15 protein-coding genes are annotated in these 16582 nt (G+C 46.3%); all 15 read right to left on the minus strand.

What is annotated here, in order from left to right; translation table 11 throughout:
• Window positions 1-5 precede the first annotated feature (5 nt).
• Complete coding sequence (locus NV379_RS20635; protein WP_258209239.1) at window positions 6-1361, minus strand: polysaccharide pyruvyl transferase family protein; 1356 nt, start codon at window positions 1359-1361, stop codon at window positions 6-8.
• A complete protein-coding gene (locus tag NV379_RS20640; RefSeq protein ID WP_258209240.1) occupies window positions 1334-3397 on the minus strand; it encodes a DUF5693 family protein in 2064 nt (687 codons plus the stop codon). Before NV379_RS20640 ends, NV379_RS20635 begins: the two co-directional genes overlap by 28 nt.
• 177 nt (window positions 3398-3574) lie before the next feature.
• The gene (locus NV379_RS20645) at window positions 3575-5293 is read right to left on the minus strand and encodes a phospho-sugar mutase (RefSeq protein ID WP_258209241.1); all 1719 of its coding nucleotides are present in this window, start codon (window positions 5291-5293) and stop codon (window positions 3575-3577) included.
• Between the two features lie 90 nt (window positions 5294-5383).
• The gene (gene fabZ / locus NV379_RS20650) at window positions 5384-5812 is read right to left on the minus strand and encodes a 3-hydroxyacyl-ACP dehydratase FabZ (RefSeq protein WP_258209242.1); all 429 of its coding nucleotides are present in this window, start codon (window positions 5810-5812) and stop codon (window positions 5384-5386) included.
• A gap of 23 nt (window positions 5813-5835) precedes the next feature.
• Window positions 5836-6348, minus strand: a complete 513-nt coding sequence (locus tag NV379_RS20655; RefSeq protein ID WP_258209243.1) for a CDP-alcohol phosphatidyltransferase family protein — start codon at window positions 6346-6348, stop codon at window positions 5836-5838.
• Window positions 6349-6462: 114 nt separating this feature from the next.
• Window positions 6463-6699, minus strand: coding sequence for a DNA-directed RNA polymerase subunit beta (locus NV379_RS20660; RefSeq protein ID WP_258209244.1), 237 nt, complete (start codon window positions 6697-6699; stop codon window positions 6463-6465).
• Between the two features lie 16 nt (window positions 6700-6715).
• Complete coding sequence (locus NV379_RS20665; RefSeq protein ID WP_258209245.1) at window positions 6716-7573, minus strand: flagellar hook-basal body protein; 858 nt, start codon at window positions 7571-7573, stop codon at window positions 6716-6718.
• Window positions 7574-7587: 14 nt separating this feature from the next.
• Window positions 7588-8490, minus strand: coding sequence for a flagellar hook-basal body protein (locus NV379_RS20670; protein WP_258209246.1), 903 nt, complete (start codon window positions 8488-8490; stop codon window positions 7588-7590).
• Between the two features lie 35 nt (window positions 8491-8525).
• Entirely contained in the window at window positions 8526-9527 is a 1002-nt protein-coding gene (locus NV379_RS20675) for a rod shape-determining protein (RefSeq protein ID WP_258209247.1), read from the minus strand.
• A gap of 170 nt (window positions 9528-9697) precedes the next feature.
• On the minus strand, window positions 9698-9988 hold the full coding sequence (gene spoIIID, locus NV379_RS20680) for a sporulation transcriptional regulator SpoIIID (protein WP_258209248.1): 291 nt from the start codon (window positions 9986-9988) through the stop codon (window positions 9698-9700).
• Between the two features lie 192 nt (window positions 9989-10180).
• Window positions 10181-10900, minus strand: a complete 720-nt coding sequence (locus NV379_RS20685) for a M23 family metallopeptidase (RefSeq protein WP_258209249.1) — start codon at window positions 10898-10900, stop codon at window positions 10181-10183.
• Between the two features lie 89 nt (window positions 10901-10989).
• Complete coding sequence (gene spoIID, locus NV379_RS20690) at window positions 10990-12276, minus strand: stage II sporulation protein D (RefSeq protein ID WP_258209250.1); 1287 nt, start codon at window positions 12274-12276, stop codon at window positions 10990-10992.
• Window positions 12277-12541: 265 nt separating this feature from the next.
• Complete coding sequence (murA, locus tag NV379_RS20695) at window positions 12542-13888, minus strand: UDP-N-acetylglucosamine 1-carboxyvinyltransferase (protein ID WP_258209251.1); 1347 nt, start codon at window positions 13886-13888, stop codon at window positions 12542-12544.
• A 166-nt stretch (window positions 13889-14054) separates the two neighbouring features.
• Window positions 14055-14312: a DUF1146 domain-containing protein gene (locus NV379_RS20700; protein ID WP_258209252.1), complete on the minus strand. Its 258-nt coding sequence runs from the start codon at window positions 14310-14312 to the stop codon at window positions 14055-14057.
• The gene (locus tag NV379_RS20705; RefSeq protein WP_258209253.1) at window positions 14309-16438 is read right to left on the minus strand and encodes a S8 family peptidase; all 2130 of its coding nucleotides are present in this window, start codon (window positions 16436-16438) and stop codon (window positions 14309-14311) included. Before NV379_RS20705 ends, NV379_RS20700 begins: the two co-directional genes overlap by 4 nt.
• Window positions 16439-16582 lie beyond the last annotated feature (144 nt).

The raw sequence follows: 16582 nt of genomic DNA on the forward strand, positions 1-16582 counted from the left end.
CTATCTCATCCTTTTTGACGGAGGAATGTTGAAATTTGTTGCGCTGGGCGCTGAGCTTGTTCTTTAAGCACCGTAATGGCTGGCGTTGTTTGTTCACACCACGCATCGCGATTAGCAAGCAGATCAAGCGTATGTGCCGCAAGCACTCTACCGTTTATATTGCTCGTAGAAGCTGCGGATTCCATGCCGAGTCTACCTAGGAATTGATCAATTTTCGGATCGTATGAAATACCAACCATCGGTACGAACTGGCTTGCCGCGTAGATTAGCGCGTGCAAGCGCATGCCGATCACAAGGTCGCAAGCAGCCACTTCCGCAAGCATATCTTGCGGGTGCGTAACGCCGCGTACGATCGACACGCGTGAAGCAAACGCTGTTGCATCGACAGCTGGCGTAGAGTTATCTGCACCTTCCACTGAAGAAGTAGATAACGTGAATGAGCCAGTGAGTTTTGGATCAACAGCGGTGCCGTCCGGGCGGATGCCCATCTGCGCGAGCACGTATTCCGACGCTTCTTCGTCCGTCGGCAGGTGGAACGGCAAGAGCCGAATGTGCACATCGGTTCTTGCCGTCAGCACCCCACGCAGCGCATCTGCGATCGCTGCGAGTTCACTGCGGTCCGCGTTCCAATAGCGGACCGACACCCCGATGACCAGCGGCGAAGCCGGGTCATCCTGCTCTGCAGCAGCGCGCTCATCGCCGCTGCTGTGGGTGCCGCGCGCATCTGCGTCAGCGCGCATAGCGCTGGCGCCCGGCGAAGCCGCGGCACCTGCACTTGCTGCGGCGGTGTGCGAAGCACCGCCGTCAGCCTCGCCTCCCGCGCGCAGCGGGAGGCCCATCACCGGATCGGGGACAACGTCGATCCGATCAAGTCCTACGCCCATGCGGCCGAGCAGCTGGGCGGATTCCTCATCGCGTACCGAGATGTACGCGCTGCCCCCGATCGCAGAGCGAATCCACGGGAAGAAGCCTTGCTTCTGCACGGGACCCACGCCCTGCGAATAGATGAAGGTTGGCTTGCGCAACAACTGAGCAAGCTTGATAATCGCGACGTAGTAAGGGATCGTACGCGAGCTTGTTGCATCTTGAAGGAGCGAACCGCCGCCGGAAATTAACCCGTCGCTGCCGCGCAGCGCGCCAAGTACAGCGCCGATCTTCATCCGATGCACGGCTTCAACACCGTACATACTGCTCGTACGCTCGGGATTAGCCGATAGCACGACAGGTACGATCTTCACGCCCTCTAATTTACCTTGCTCTTCGAGTGCGAATAAAATCGACTGCAATACGGCTTCATCGCCGCTATTATCAAATCCGTAATAACCGGATATAACTATTTTTCTAATAATGGGGCTCCCCATTTTCTCCAACTCCTCAAAGCGATTTCCCAGACGACAATCAGCACGAGGCCAATCAAGAAGCCGAACATTAGACCATACACAATTCGAATGCCTGAAATTTCAAGCGGGGTATGCAAGTGAGCGAACGTATCGATAATCGATAGTTGACCGACAACACCTACCGCAAGTAAGTAAATCGCATGTTTGTATTTTAACGCTAGGTAACCACCTAGTATAAACAATGGATGCGCAATTAAGAACTCTTTCGTACGCGGACGAACGCCAAGCGTATTTTCCAAGAATGCACGGAATGTGCGCTCCAAGGATGAAGTCGTACCTGCGTTACCTGTACGGGACAAGTAGTAGTACACTGCTGCAAGCGCAATCCCTACAAGGACAATCGCTAGCACGCTGATCTTGGACTTCAGAATCTCACGAATGCGCTGCATGCGCTGTGCACTTGTCATTTTTTCATTAAACAAGAGAACATAAATACCTGCTAGCGCAATTGGAACTAGATGCAGCATGGATACGCCGCGGAACTGTTCCAGCACAAGGAAGTACTTCACTTGGTTGAGTAGGGCAATCAGATAGAATGCACCAATCAATGAAATGAGTGACGTACGCACAAGCATCCATGTTGTGAATAGTACACGATTGCCGCGTGCCCACTTCGCACCGCCATTGTTCACCGTACGAATCGCCAAGATGACAGATAATGTAGCCGCACAGATGGATACGCCAAGCGCGAAGCCTTGTGAGTACAAGCTTTCAGACAATATGCGAAGCCCACCTGCTCCAAGTAAACCGATTACGAACATGAGCAGTGTTAGACTCGGTACGAAATACGATAGAGTTAACGCAATCAGCGCTACACCGCCAAGCAATAGGAAGTATGGTGCAACTTTCTGCCAAGTCGTAATGAAAGAACCATGATCAACGGTGAATGCAACAGCTGGCGCATCTTTAAATCCTGCTTTTTCGATACGCGGAATTGCACCGCCTTCTCCATTTATCGCTTCATATAGAGAATCAAGTGGATGATCGACTTTCTTCTTATCTAAGCTCTTCGAAATCTTAGCATTCAAGAATACCATACGAATGTTACGATCTTTCACAGCAAGAACGAAGCGATCTGCCGCATCTAGGACACGTTGATGGATCTCTTCACGATCGACAGGCTCCATAAACTTCTCAGTATCTTTCTCTGTAAAGGAGTGTAGTCTCACCACGTCATACTCGATCTTGCTTGCAAGCTTATTGAAGCCTTTTTGCGGTGCCTTCAACATCTCAATACCAGCTAATCCGATATTGTGATCACGCAAAATGCTTGCCATATCAAGTAAATCATTCGGTTTATCGGTAAAACCAGGAACCGCATCGGAATCTGGAATAATACGAGTTACGCCGTACTCTTTAAAGCTTGCGATCAATTTATTCATTTGCTTCGGCTCGAATGGACGCTTGTTGGACATGCGCACAACGATATGGAAGCCTTTATCTTTGAGCATTTTCATTGTCATTGGATCTGGGTCCATCGGACGCATTAATGCATCATCAGATGCCATCTCGATAATGAGACCCTTGCGATCTTTGAACGTCCAAGGCTTTGTTGCTACGCCGAAATCTGCAAATCCTTTTTCAATAATCGGCTGCAGCGTGTTCTGTGCGTCTTGGTTTGAGAACAGCACATACGTATTGTTCTCACCAGGAGGCAGCAATTGTTGTGTTAACGACATCGCCTCACGAGAGGAGAACACCTCAAGGCGACGCTGCTGTTTCATCTCTTGCAATGTACCTTCATAGACAGACATGGACAGGATGCCTGCCGTCTTCATCTTCTCTAAATGCTCGTCCACAAAACCAAGTGGATTGGATTGCATATCCGCAATATCCAGTAAATCACGATAATCGAATACGAATTCAACGTTGTTTGCTGATGTCTCCGTATTCTCTCTCTCCAGTACAAGCGGAACTGATGCAACTAGCCCGAGTACGACAAGAACAATAAGTAGCTTACGCACTTTGTCATTCCAAGCACGATACGTCTTAAACATACTTTCCTAAACTCCCTTCGATACTGTTAGTACTCTAAGTAAGTACGGATAGGATACTTGAAGTACCCTCAGTATCTCTCACATGTAATAGTAATCCACTTCTATTCACACAAAAACCTCCCCAAAACGCATGCGCATCAGGAGAGGTTCTCTCATCATCAGGCTTGCCTCCAGCTGTTAAGCCAAGAGCTCCGCATCGATTTGCTTCATTACAGCATCCGATATAATCGTTAACTGCTCAGTCGCATCTTCTTGCGAAGTGCCTTTTACGGCAAAATAAAACTTCATCTTCGGCTCTGTACCCGAAGGGCGCAAGCAGAACCAGGAGCCGCCCTCAAGCTTACACTTGATCACATTCTCACGCGGCAATCCATGAAGTCCCTGTGTGTAGTCCTCAAACTCCTGAACAGACAATCCGCTAATCACTTGCGGTGGATTCGCGCGCCATAAGTCCATTACAGCACGAATGCGCTCTAAGCCGTCTTTGCCCTTCATCGTTCTCGATACCAGTTTTTCCATAAAATAGCCGTGTGATGCGTACAATTCATGCAGAGCATCAATAAGTGTCTTGCCCTTGCTCTTGTAATACGCGCCTGCTTCACAAATCAGCATAGCAGCAACAATCGCATCCTTATCACGTGCATACGTTCCAGCTAAGTAACCATAGCTTTCCTCGTAACCGAACAAGAATTGCTTCTCTCCGCTAGCAGCGAACTTCGTCATCCACTCGCCAATATATTTAAATCCGGTGAGTGTGTTCAGCGTCTCAACGCCATATGAAGCTGCAATTGCCGCTCCCATCTCACTGGTTACGATCGTCTTGATGAGCACACCGTTACTTGGCAATTCACCGCGCTCTTGCATCGAACTGAGTAAGTAGTTCACGATTAATGCACCAGATTGGTTACCGCTCAGCGCAACATACTCCCCAGAGGCGTCCTTCACAATCGCACCCATGCGGTCTGCATCTGGATCGGTACCTACAATGATATCTGCGTCCCAAGCACGTGCATCTTCAAGGCCAAGCGTGAACGCTTCGCGCTCTTCTGGATTTGGAGATTTAACAGTAGAGAACTCAGGGTCAGGCTGCTCTTGTGCAGCGACAACACGTACCTGCTCAAAACCTGCACTAGCTAGCACTTCACGAACAGGCTTATTGCCCGCTCCATGCAGGGGGGTAAAGACAATACGGAAATCACTACTCATCGCTTTGACAACATCTGGACGCTGGCTTACAGCCGTAACAACTTCCACATAACGCTGATCAATTGCTTCACCAATCCACTCCAGCAGCCCACTTGCTAGCGCCTCTTCGCGCGTTACTTTGCGGACTTCACCAAATGAAGTGATGCCTTGAATTTGTCTCGTCACTTCTCCAGCACCATCCGTCGTTAACTGACCGCCATCTGCCCCATACACCTTGTACCCATTGTACTCAGGTGGATTATGGCTTGCTGTAATAACAATCCCAGCAGTTGCACCCAGCTCACGCACAGCAAATGACAGCTCAGGTGTTGGACGAAGCTCTTCGAATACATAAGCCTTGATCCCATTACCCGCTAGAACAAGTGCTGCTTCAAGTGCAAATTCATCCGAGCGATGACGAGAATCATAAGCAATCGCAACCGATGGTTGACCACTCACACCAAGACCTAGTATGTACTGAGCGAGACCTTGCGTCGCACGACCAATCGTATAACTGTTCAGTCGATTCGTTCCCGCTCCCATTACACCACGAAGACCACCTGTACCAAATTCTAAATCTTTATAGAAACGATCTTCGATTTCTTTGGGCTCTTCCTCAATCCCGTGCAGCTCTTCCTTGGTTGCTTCATCTACAAGTGAATCACTGATCCAGCGTTCATATTCCGTTTGTACACGCGTCAATATTGTCATGAATATTTCCCCTTTTCCCCATGCAAGCGTTAATAAGCCTGTACGTTATTTTGGATCATTCAATGATAATTTGATTACCTGTTATATCGCTTAAGCGTTAGACAGCGCAAACATCAATTCGCCTTCTGCCACCACTTTATCGCCTACTTTAGCAACAGCATTACCTTTACCCACTGTACCCTTCAGGCGTGTAATTTCCATCGATAGTGTAAGTGTATCTCCCGGTACAACTTGCCCACGGAAACGGAAATTATCGATACCTGCGAAGAAGGCAAGCTTACCCTTATTCGCTTCCATTTTCAAAATCGCAACAGCACCAACTTGCGCCAGCGCCTCAACGATTAACACACCCGGCATAACTGGATAACCTGGGAAGTGACCTGTGAAAAAAGGCTCATTCATCGTCACGTTCTTAATTCCTACCGCACTCTTACCGTCTTCTACCTCTAGAATACGATCCACGAGTAGAAACGGCGGACGGTGAGGTATGATCTCTTGAATTTGATTAATGTCCAGCATAGTTTATTTTCCCTCCATATCACTTATGTACGACTTCGATTCAATCTGGCAAACTGTCCAATATAGATGAACGAAGTCACAAATGAAAACACGATCACACACCACAAGTACGTTATCGCAAACGAAAACTCAAAAAAGATAAAGAAGATGCCTAAATAATATAGGACAGTCGTCCATTTGCCAAATGCATTGGCAGGGACGGTCTTCTTCCCTTTCACATAGAAATAAGCGGACCCCAAGATCATCCCCGCATCACGAATGAACATAGCAAGTGCAGCCTGCCAAGGCATCATTCCTGATAATAACAAAGAGACAACGACTGCAAGCATCATCATTTTGTCAGCTAAAGGATCGAGCATTGTGCCCATCGGCGTTACTTGCTTATGTGTCCTTGCATAATAACCGTCTGCCACATCTGTCAGTCCGGCAATTGCGAGTATAACAAAGGAAGTCTTCAAATAGTCCAGAAAGAAACAGAACAGGAAAACGGGAATGAGGACAAACCTGCTTATCGTAAGCAAATTCGGTACATTCAAACAGACCTCTCCCTTACCATGTTACTAGTTTCATTCATTATACATTTCCTTACACAAAAATAAAACTCCCTTGCGGGAGCTTCCAGATTGAAATGCCATAGGCTTTTATATGATTTAATTAGCAAAAATAAGATCGAATATATGCTTCCATGTACTCCAGTGCAGCATATCGCCCATTGACTGTTTACCCAGCTTCACGTAACCGATCCAAAGACCAACTACAGCCATCGCAAGAAACAGTACAGGCACACGAATATATTTCAAAATGGTCAGCGTGACCTTCTGCCATTTCTTCTTCGATTTCTTCGGTTTCTTCATCCGATCTGCTGCTGGATTTGGACGTTCATTCACCATTGATTCCATCCCTTTAACCACGGAGATTATTTGCGAGTCCCATCATCGTGTCGGAAGAGGAAATCGCCCGTGAATTCAGTTGGAATGCGCGTTGAACCATAATCAGTTCCGACATCTCATCTGTTAATTTCACATTGGAATGTTCTAAGAAGCCTTGCATCACACGAATTGGTTCACCATTTAGAGGATCTTCATCAGCCACGTTGCTTACGACTTGGTCACGGTTCACGCCTGCCGGTAATTCATATAAATTATCAGCAAGTTCACGCATAAGCTGCGGACGAACGACACGTACAATGCGCATTTGTCCCAAATCAATCGGACCTGCGCCTTCATTGGCTTTATCATACGCATAGATTCGACCACTGCTATCTACTTGAACACGGTGGTTCGTCGGGATAATGATCTGTTCATCATCCGTATTGTAGATCGCATAGCCTTCTTTGGTTGTCAGTACTTCCTCACGATCTTGATTCAGCGTAATGGTAAAGGATCCGTTCTTCGTCCATGCGGGCTTCACAATCGGATTGCCATCCGCATCCACAGAAGGAACTCCAATCTCGAACATGCCATTACCTTCTACTGCAAAATCAAGCGGATTATCGGTCGGCTGAATCGAACCTTGCGACATATCTTTCGACATGTTCACAAGACGTGCTCCATAGCCTTGGTTAAGTCCAAGTGGAGTCATCCGGCCAGGCAGACGAAAATCTTCTGGCTGTGACTTCACACGTGTAAGTACATCTTCAAAAGACGCTTGCGTCTTCTTATAGCCTGTTGTATTCACATTGGCGATATTGCCAGCAAGGATGTCCAATTTTTGCTGCAAACCATGCAGCGAAACGGACGAATTAATCATTGAATGATTCATAACCGTTCCTCCTGTTAAATCCGTCCGATTTCGTTCACGGCTTTTTCCAAGCTGCGATCATAGAATTGAATTACTTTCTGATTCGCTTCATACGCGCGCTGTGCAGTCATCATATCGACCATCGCCTGCGTTGGATCGACATTCGAGCGTTCAATATATCCTTGACGCACTTCCGATACATCCGTATCGAGTACTTGTGTAAGCGTACCTTCGTCTTCAGGACGAATCGCGTACAGCCCGTTACCTTCACGCATCAATAGATTCGGATTCTCTGCTTTCGTAATGAGCAGTCGAAGTGGATCGCCGTTCGCATCAAGTAGAGCCTCACCCGTTCGGTCTACGAAGATCCCTTTATCCGTCACTTTAAAATCACGAAGAGGTTCACCAGCTGCATCTCGCAGTACAATCGGAGCACCCGTCTGATCAACGAGGCGATTCCCGCTCGCATTCGTCAATTCTCCAGCATCATTAACCGTGAATTTCCCATTCAAGGAATAACGGCGCTGACCACTCGCATCCAGCATGGTGAAGAAGGCATGCGGCTGGAACGTTACCGTTCCGTTCTCGTCCACAGATTTACCCGTGCTATCAAATTGCATACCCGGCACTTGAATATTCGACTGAAGCGCAAAGTCATATGGATTGTTCGTCTCTTCCAAGTCACCTTGCCCATAGATCGACACGTTCTCTTCTGCAAAGACGCCTGTTGTCAGTCTACCTAATTGACCATTGGGTCTACCTGCTGCCACTTCGTCTGTCCCCATTGCCGTAACTAATGCTTGTGGAAAAGAGCGCGCCAGCGAGTAACCTTGTTTAAATCCAGGTGTGTTTATGTTCGCGATGTTGTTCGTAACCGTATCATGTGTACGCTGCTGCGTAATCATGCCACCGGCTGCGGTATATAATCCCCTTAACATCAAAGCCCTCCTCTGCGACAAGGAGCAAAGTGCCTTTACATAAACTTACGTTTCGACACCTTGTCCAAATTATCGAGCATAATTCCTGTTCCTTTAACAACGCAGTGCATTGGATCTTCTGCGATCAATACCGGTACTTTCAGTTCATCAGCCAGCAATTGATCAAGACCATGCAGCATCGCGCCGCCACCTGTTAGAATCACGCCACGATCGATAATATCGGCAGATAGCTCTGGCGGTGTACGCTCAAGTACGCTCTTAGCCGCCGTAACAATTGAAGATACGGAGTCCCAAAGCGCTTCTTGTATTTCACCAGAATGAATCGTAATCGTAAGCGGCAAGCCGGATACCATATCACGTCCGCGAATATCCATCTCTGCACGTTGACCGTTCAGGTAAACAGTTCCTATGTTCACCTTAATATCTTCGGCAGTTCGCTCGCCAATTAATAGCTTATATTTATTTTTGATGTATTTAGAGATTGCAGAATCGAATTTATCACCTGCAATTTTAACCGAAGAGGAGGTAACAATATCACCCATTGATAGAACGGCGATATCTGTCGTACCTCCACCAATATCGACAACCATGTTTCCGCTTGGTTGGTAAATGTCCATGCCGGCTCCGATCGCTGCAGCTTTAGGCTCTTCTTCCATGAAGACTTCCTTTGCCCCGCAGTGTTCAGCAGCTTCACGAATTGCTTTTTGTTCAACAGAAGTGATATTCGTAGGTGCACAGATTAGAATACGAGGAGATGAGTACCAGTTCTTGCCGCCAACTTTTTGGATAAAATACTTTAGCATAGCTTCCGTCACATCAAAGTCTGCGATAACACCATCTCTTAGTGGTCTGATCGCAATAATGTTGCCCGGAGTACGTCCAACCATGCGTCTAGCTTCTTCTCCAACAGCAAGAACCCTCTTAGATTCGCTTTCAAGCGCGACCACAGAAGGTTCATCCAGAACAACGCCATGCCCTTTCACATGAATCAGCACGTTGGCCGTTCCCAAGTCAATTCCTATATCTTTACTAAACATCTAAACATAGCCTCCCTAACAATTTCCGTCCGTCCAAAAAAGAATCGGCATCTATTTGCGATTATATCTAATAATTATAAACTAAATTCATTAAAAAAACACAGTTTCTTCTTTTTTTTCTTGACGAATCGACAACTTTCACCATATTGGGGAGGGCGCCTCTAATTTGCTTAGGACTTGACCGGAATTAACGGTTCCGATTGCTTGGGATGAGTCGATTTACGGTACTTAATTTTAGTAGCTTCGCCTCCTCTTAAATGACGAATGGATTTGTGATACTCCAGAATATGTTTAACTTGGTTAGCTAGATCCGGATTAATTTCTGGAAGTCGTTCAGTCAAATCCTTGTGCACCGTACTTTTGGATACCCCAAATTCTTTCGCAATCGTTCGAACCGTATTTTTTGTTTCCACGATACAAGTTCCAATTTTGATCGTCCGTTCTTTGATGTAATCGTGCACGCCTCTCGCCTCCCTGCTCAAGTTAGATTGGTACATTATATGAGGGGCAAGGGCTAATATTCTTTGTGACCAAGCCTGACAAGCTAATTGTGTACAAATATTTTCAGAAGCGCATGAATGCTTGTATCTTTATGCACGCAAAAAGAGCGCATAGCATCAGGCTATACGCTCCATCTTGTAAGTCAAATTAGCTTATTTCTTCTCTTCGGATTGTGTGAACATTGGCTCTGGATTCATCACAGTACCGGAAGCTTGTTGACGAACTTCAAAGTGAAGGTGTACATCTTGTGCCTTCTCAATGTCATTACGTCCAGCCTTCGCGATTACATCGCCTTGCTTCACATCTTGACCCTTCGCAACTTTCACATCAGCCAAACTTTGGTATACCGTTACCATGCCATCTGCATGTGTAATTTCAACTAAGTTACCTACTGCTGGATCAGTTGCTACCATCGATACTTTACCGCTTTTTGCAGCTAATACATCGAAAGTTACTTTGTCTTTGCGTGCTAACACAAGTCCTGTATTCGGTACGAATGTGTCATTGTACTCAATTGTGGATTGTGCTTTTGCTTCAGCAGTTGCATTGCGATCATAGAACTTCAGAACAACTTCAATTTCATTCTTGTCTTTCACCGGCCACTTCATGTTCTCTTGTGGTCCTGCTACTGGAACTGTTGCTCCATTTGCATCAACACTTGTTTGCTCGGTTTGAGCAGTTGGGTTCGTAATGTTCTTAGTAGCAGCACTTTGATAGAGCCATGTTGTTAAGGTTAAGATAATTGCCGCTGCTGCCACATAGATGACTGGAAATACCCATTTCTTTGCGAAGAATCTCTTTGTTGCGGATTGCTCTGCTCCAGTAGTTTTTGGAGCATTTGATTTGTTGTCAAAACTTTGTTTTTCACTCATTTGCTATCACCTCATCAACCATTGTTGACAGGTGCACAAGTTTTATACGTGCAATTACTATTTTTATATAAAAAAATATTAGAAGCCTGTTAGTTTAGTATGTTCGAAGCTTTCGAAATCGCAATCCCTTGATAGTAGTAGTGTACGATCTCGTCTGCCGATTGCCCGCGCTTTGCCATTTCATTAGCCCCCCACTGACTCATGCCAACACCATGCCCATAGCCATATGTAGTAAGTATTACGGACGAGTCTTTGAACTGCCAATCGAACTGCGCTGACTTTAAGCCTAGCTTCTCTCGTACTTCTGCTCCTGTAAAAATCTTGCCGCCTATTGAAATCGTCTTGATCCGATGACCGGTCGTTTTCTCTAGTATACGTATACCATTACGACTAGAAGCAATAGATGAGATGGATTTAACACCGAGCTTGCGAGCCACCTCATTAAGCGGAATCGTAAGTGTTTCTTTATAACGAGGGGATGTAGAATCCCAAGGTGAACTAACACTCTTCAGGTAAGGTGTCGCAAACGGCCATACGTCTTCCGAATTCTCAGTGTAACCGCCGCTCGTGGAGAAGAACGTCGCATTAATCGGTTTACCGCTATACGTGAGAATTTGTCCCCTAGTCGCTTGAACGGCTTCATTCAGCTTATCCATACGCGCTTTACTTGCTGCGTTAGCACGATCACCTTGGAGTGCTTCCAATTGCGATTTATTGTAATAGACTTGGTGCGTCGTCGTATCTGTGACTAGCGCATCTGCAACAGGAACCTGCGAGTAATCTTTCTCCGTAAGGCGCCTCACAATATAAGTACGCGCTGCTAGCGCTTGGGCTTTTAGAGCTTCTAATTCATAATCAAGCGGCATCTCGGCTGCGATAACACCACGAACATAGTCTTCGAGCGGAATCGTCTCGATCTCTTTTTGCTTGGTTAGATAGACGGGAATCATCACACTTTGAGCCTCAACTGCTGCGGGAATGGACGCACCAGGACTTACTTGATCGGTTGCTGGATTGGGACTCGCGACTTGGGCTTGTCCTTGTGAAGGATTCATATTGTCTACTGCAGGTGGATTTTGTGTGGTAAGTTGTCTCAAACTCAGAGATGACGCTTCACGGTGAGCAAGAAAGCCGGGAATTACGATAATAATGAAAAAGAAGCCGACTAAGATAAGCAAAGTCCACAGCCCTTTGTTCAGGCGATGCTGAGCTTTATTCTTAAACCAACGATTGGAACTAGATTTGCGGCGAAATGGGGATTGCTTATTAGGTGGATCTAGTACGGTCTGAGCTTGATAGGGACGATCTTTCGTTTGAAAATGAATGATAGGGCGGCGCGGGGCTTGTCTTGGTTCGTTCGTATTCGTGTTCGACATCTCTGTTCTCTCCTTCGTATCCTAGTTCATCTAATCTGCGTCTCTTCCGATAAAAAACAAGATTAGTAATACGTATGAACATAGATGCTAGAATAGAACCCTAATTGCGATAGAAGCAGTAGATGGAAAAAGAGCGTCCTCTAATTCATAGAGGACGCTCTTTCCGTTATAAGCGGTGTAAGTTTGGTGCACCGCTTGTTCTCGTGCGTGTGGCTTTACCTACGCACGTTAGGGCTAATGTGTGCGTTAGACTACGCACATGAGATTATGCCCAAGTAGGTTGTGCAGCTAGCACACCCACTTCACTAACGCGCGCTGGCACAGCCTCTGGCTGCAGCTCCTGCTGCACACTTGCAGGTTCCACGCGCGAAATATCAGCACCGAGTTCGCTTAAGCGATCGGTAATATTCACATAACCGCGATCAATGTGATAGATCTCCGTAATCTCTGTCTCGCCTTCAGCTACAAGACCCGCTAAGATTAGCGCCGCACCTGCACGTAAGTCAGTTGCACTTACCTTCGCACCAACTAGGCGAGATCCGCCGCTTACGATAGCCGTCCGGCCATCGACCTTGATCTGACCGTTCATTTTCTTAAATTCAGCAACATGCATGAAACGATTCTCGAACACTGTCTCTGTAACAAGACCTGTGCCATCGCATACAAGTAGCAATGCCATCATCTGTGATTGCATATCAGTCGGGAACCCTGGATAAGGAAGAGTCTTCACGTCAACCGAACGAAGTGAACCATCCGAACGTACACGAATACCGTTCTCATCTTCTTCCACTTGAACCCCAACTTCTTGTAATTTCGAAATGACAGGACGAAGATGGTCGCCTATTGCTCCCTCGACATAAACATCTCCACCTGTAATGGCTGCCGCGATCATATACGTTCCTGCTTCAATCCGGTCTGGAATGACTGAATGCACAACACCGCGCAGTTGCTCCACGCCTTCAATCCGTATTACACCTGTTCCTGCTCCGCGTACCACCGCACCCATCGCATTCAAATAGTTAGCAAGATCTACGATCTCAGGCTCCATCGCAGCATTCTCTATAATGGTCGTTCCCTCAGCTAAAGTGGCCGCCATCATAATATTCTCCGTCGCTCCTACACTTGCTACGTCGAGATAAATTTTAGCCCCTTTTAAACGTCCATTCGATCTTGCCTCGATATATCCTTGACCCAATTCAATCTCTGCACCCATAGCTTCAAAACCTTTTAGATGCTGATCAATTGGACGGGTACCGATTGCGCATCCACCCGGAAGCGAAATTTTCGCTCTGCCCAGGCGGGCCAAAAGTGGTCCCATGACAAGAAAAGAAGCCCTCATTTTACGAATTAACTCATAGGATGCTTCGCAAGTGGCTATATGTGACGCATTAACGCGAATGGTATCATTGGAATATTGGGTTTGAGTCCCTAAGTCACCCAGTACTTGGATAATGGTGATTACATCATGAAGCGGGGGCGCCTCTTGAATGACGCTTTCTCCCTCCGCAGCTAACAAGGAGGCTGCAATAATAGGCAGAACTGCATTCTTCGCACCGTTTACCTTTACGCTTCCTGTTATTTTTCGACCACCGCGGACGATAATTTTGCTCATCTTGGTCCCTCCGCGAACATATTTTTTGTAGTTAGTTTAGCATAAACCTTTTTTGATGATCAACCGCAAAGCGCATAAAGTGTCGAAAATACACGTATTTTTGACGTATAGAGTCGAATGTGTCTCCCCCCATTATTTACAAATAAAGGTTGGAATATTCGACATTTCAACTAAAAAATCCTAATTTAACGGACAGTCCTAAATAACTCATGAAGAATCCTGCAACACTTGAACCAATCGTAATCGCGAGCAAGATTTGCAGCATTTTGGCGGCAGGGCTTTTCGGGCGACGCAGAAACACATCGAATCGAACTTCTTGCAATCCCCACCACGCTAAGCCAATCGCTGATAAATAAATCAGGATTTGTACGATAATCATGTAAGATCCGAAAGTATCAATAAGATCATTATTAAAGCTCGTCATAAGGGATGTGTCACTCCTGATAATTGTTCAGTTGCTCTTGCAATCGCAGTATCTCGTTCAAAGCGAATCGTTCGTGTCCCATAATGCTGTCTCCAAGAAAATAACGAATTATTCACTTTCGCGCTTCCAGCTGCAGCATATACGCTTAAGCAATAGGTCTGTCTTTCCGTCCACTTGCTTGTCGATAGCCGTATAAAGTACGTCCCCGGCTTTAAACTTCGAATCGTCTGCACTTGACCTGTTCCCGTACTCGGGGAGAGCGTTTCAATTTCTTGCAGCAACCCATTATACAAGGAAACATCTAAATGCTCCGACGGCGCAATGTCTCGAACATTAAACTGTACCGGTCCTTCGGTTGTCACATTGTATTGATACCAATCTACATCCTGCGCATGATCGAGTACACCTCTGTACAAGGCTCCACTCGTTACTCCTGTTGCTTGAAAAGGTTTGTCATTCGGCTCAAAAGGATCAATCGGCTGTTCATTCCACTCCACTGTTAATTCGTACTGACCCAGGATCGGCATCGTATAGTCTTTAATATTGCTCACTCGAATATAGTATTCCCCTGGTGTCACTTGAAGAAACTGAGTGGTTTCCATCACACCGTCGCCTTTCTTATCGATTACGACCGACTTCTCACCCTTCTTCTGAATAAGCAATACGGGGTCCATCCTAGCTGTATCGACCGATACACTAATACGTAGTGTCCCTGATTCCGTCAAAACAAGCTTATACCAATCTTGATCATTCATATGATCAAATGTCCCAAAAAGTGATCCTGTTCGTGTTGGCAGTACGTACGCTTTATACTGCTGATCATTATCTTCATAGGGGTCCGTATAAATTGCAAAGCTTGTTTCTAGCGTATAAGGAGCTTCAACATTCGATTTCTTCGCTGGCATTTGCAACTTGAAATCATTGTGCCCACGACGTACACCTATTCGCACCGGCTCTTTCGCCTTTAGCTTATAAGTTTTGGAACTTCCACCTACTGCCTCATGCGTCAGCTCGATTGGCGCATCATCTGACCAGTCCGCTTTAAACGTAATCACACCATCATAAGGACTGTCAACTGTAAACCAATCTTCGTCTTTCTCAGATGAGAACGATGCTTGAATACGCTTATTTACCGATAGAGGCTTTGCAGTTTCCTTGGTGTCATTCGGTTCAAAAGCGTCACTTGTATAGGGGCGAGTAAGGGCAAGATCTGCACGTAACAACCCATAACCCGTATGCTCATCCCATCCAGGTGTGTGAACATCTTGTGCCGTTTGTTCGATTATATTACGCACTTGACTCGCTTTAAGCTGTGGATACTTGCTCCATACAAGTGCAGCCACACCCGCCACCTGAGGCGCAGCCATCGAAGTCCCTTCCTTGTACTCGTAACGACCTTCAAGAGCTGTTGTGAACACGCTCCATGGCGCTACTACATCTAATTCCGATCCATAATTCGAGCGTGGTTCAACCTCGTTATTCACATCAATTCCACCGACAGCAAGCACAGATGCATAAGCGGCAGGGTAGCGAATCGCAGCCCCTTCATTACCTGTTGCAGCAACGAGCAGCACATCGCGCTCTTCGGCATACTTTACTATATTCTCCAAGTAGGCAGATTGCTTATTTAAGCCAAGCGATAACACAACAATCTTTGCTCCGTGATCGACGGCATACTTAATTCCTTCGCCTAACTTCTTCTCATCACCAAACCCATCATTAGCAACAGCTTTAATTGGCATTAACTTCACATTCCTTGCAATGCCTGCAATTCCGATGTCATTATTGGCAACGGCACCAATCACACCTGCAACATTCGTCCCGTGACCGAAGTCATCTTGGGGTGGCAATTTAGGGTTTAACAAATTTTTACCAGGTACTAAATTAGCCATTAAATCCGGATGTGTAAGGTCAATGCCCGTATCGACAACCGCAATAACAATTGGCTTTGACGTCGAAGATGCAGCTCTCCAAGCTGCTTCAATACCGATTCGATCCAAATACGCTTGTTTCCCTCGTAATGGGTCTGATGCCGTTATTAGTGCTGCTTGTAAGGGATATGATAAAGCAATCTGACTTAGAGCGAGCACTAGAACTAACCATATACATTTCCATTTTTTCGTCATTTCTGCGTTACCCTTCACCTGAATTTACCTGAATAACCAAATAAATCTATGTAATAAGAAAAGCTTCTATTCGAAGCCCTTTCCCGATGCATGACCCTGCGTAAGTGGTAGCTTTTCTTGCGATATACAATTCGTTCAGCTCTG

The sequence above is a fragment of the Paenibacillus radicibacter genome (assembly GCF_024721995.1).
Lineage (GTDB): Bacteria > Bacillota > Bacilli > Paenibacillales > NBRC-103111 > Paenibacillus_AM > Paenibacillus_AM radicibacter.

Excerpts from the sequence above, each read along its gene's own strand:
- NV379_RS20635 (WP_258209239.1), bottom strand. The coding sequence starts at position 1,361 with ATGGGGAGCCCCATTATTAGAAAAATAGTTATATCCGGTTATTACGGA.
- NV379_RS20640 (WP_258209240.1), bottom strand. The coding sequence starts at position 3,397 with ATGTTTAAGACGTATCGTGCTTGGAATGACAAAGTGCGTAAGCTACTT.
- NV379_RS20645 (WP_258209241.1), bottom strand. The coding sequence starts at position 5,293 with ATGACAATATTGACGCGTGTACAAACGGAATATGAACGCTGGATCAGT.
- fabZ (WP_258209242.1), bottom strand. The coding sequence starts at position 5,812 with ATGCTGGACATTAATCAAATTCAAGAGATCATACCTCACCGTCCGCCG.
- NV379_RS20665 (WP_258209245.1), bottom strand. The coding sequence starts at position 7,573 with ATGAATCATTCAATGATTAATTCGTCCGTTTCGCTGCATGGTTTGCAG.
- NV379_RS20670 (WP_258209246.1), bottom strand. The coding sequence starts at position 8,490 with ATGTTAAGGGGATTATATACCGCAGCCGGTGGCATGATTACGCAGCAG.
- NV379_RS20675 (WP_258209247.1), bottom strand. The coding sequence starts at position 9,527 with ATGTTTAGTAAAGATATAGGAATTGACTTGGGAACGGCCAACGTGCTG.
- NV379_RS20685 (WP_258209249.1), bottom strand. The coding sequence starts at position 10,900 with ATGAGTGAAAAACAAAGTTTTGACAACAAATCAAATGCTCCAAAAACT.
- spoIID (WP_258209250.1), bottom strand. The coding sequence starts at position 12,276 with ATGTCGAACACGAATACGAACGAACCAAGACAAGCCCCGCGCCGCCCT.
- murA (WP_258209251.1), bottom strand. The coding sequence starts at position 13,888 with ATGAGCAAAATTATCGTCCGCGGTGGTCGAAAAATAACAGGAAGCGTA.
- NV379_RS20700 (WP_258209252.1), bottom strand. The coding sequence starts at position 14,312 with ATGACGAGCTTTAATAATGATCTTATTGATACTTTCGGATCTTACATG.
- NV379_RS20705 (WP_258209253.1), bottom strand. The coding sequence starts at position 16,438 with ATGACGAAAAAATGGAAATGTATATGGTTAGTTCTAGTGCTCGCTCTA.